Origin of the sequence: Solirubrobacter deserti (genome assembly GCF_027587175.1) — a bacterium.
Classification (GTDB): Bacteria; Actinomycetota; Thermoleophilia; order Solirubrobacterales; family Solirubrobacteraceae; genus Solirubrobacter; species Solirubrobacter deserti.
The window spans coordinates 1-1,016 of sequence record NZ_JAPCID010000122.1 but is presented as its reverse complement, the minus strand read 5'-3'; the positions used below and the strand labels follow the sequence as shown (position 1 = coordinate 1,016).

Here is a 1,016-nt window from a genome sequence, read left to right as displayed (position 1 = left end):
TCGACGGAAGCGCCACACGCCTCATGCCTCGCCTTCCTGTTCGGAGAGCTAGCCGTCGACGCTGGTCAGCCGTGACGCGACGTCGCGCCACGGCACGGCGATCCCGTTGTCGAAGTCCCCGACCGCCAGCATGCCCCCGGCGAAGGAGAGATCACGAGCGGGCGGCGTCTTCAGCAACCCGAGCGGCGTCAGGGCGGCATCGAATATGCGCAACGCGGAGTCGAGGGCGAGGACCACCTGGTCATCGTCGGTCCAGACCATAGTGACGGCCGGATCGAACGCCGACAGACGATCGGTCCGCGCGCTCGCGGTCCAAGCGCCCGAGTCGTCGCGTGTATACACGGCCAAGCCGGTTGTCGATGGGGTCGCAGCGGCGCCGTACACTGCCACCTTGGTTCCTTCGCGATTGACCGCCAGCGCCAGCGCCGATACCGTGCCTTCAAGGGCGATCGGGGCATGCTCGTCAAACGGCCACTCACGGACCACCACCAGGCCCGGATGGTCCTGGCGATCGTAGGCCCAGCAGCGCCGGTCGGCGGAGACCGCGAGCCGCATCACGAATCCGCCGCCCTCTGACCAGCGTAGGCGCCCGGTGCTGATTTCGTGAACACGCAGGTCGCCGCGCCAGAGCGCGTCGACCACGGTCGTCCCTTCGGGCCCGAACATGGCCCTCGTGGAGGGCTCTGGCCGCGCGTCGTCGAGCACCGCGACGACGTCCCAGCTTCTCTGTCGAGCACGGTCACGCCGCCTTCACCGTCGCCGGCGAGAACCAGTCGGGCATCAGGAGACAGATCCGCACACGCGACGCCCGGCTCGATGGCACACGATCGAAACCGCTGCTTGCGATCGAGGTCGAAAAGCGTCACGCCCTCAAGATCGGCGACGGCCAGCCAGACACCGTCGTCGCTGAACCGAACCGAAGCCGCTGGACCGAGACGAAAGCTCTTCAGCGGCTCAGTCCTCATGGACGCGAGAGGCTACCGGTCGGCAGCAAGCCAAAGTGGTGCTTTTCGACG

Annotated in this window: 1 protein-coding gene; it reads right to left on the bottom strand. The window is 67.4% G+C overall.

The genetic code is table 11. From position 1 onward, the window contains the following. Positions 1-48: 48 nt before the first annotated feature. Positions 49-642 carry a hypothetical protein gene (locus OJ962_RS34205; protein WP_202958827.1) on the bottom strand — a complete coding sequence of 198 codons (594 nt, stop codon included), beginning with the start codon at positions 640-642 and terminating at the stop codon, positions 49-51. Positions 643-1,016 lie beyond the last annotated feature (374 nt).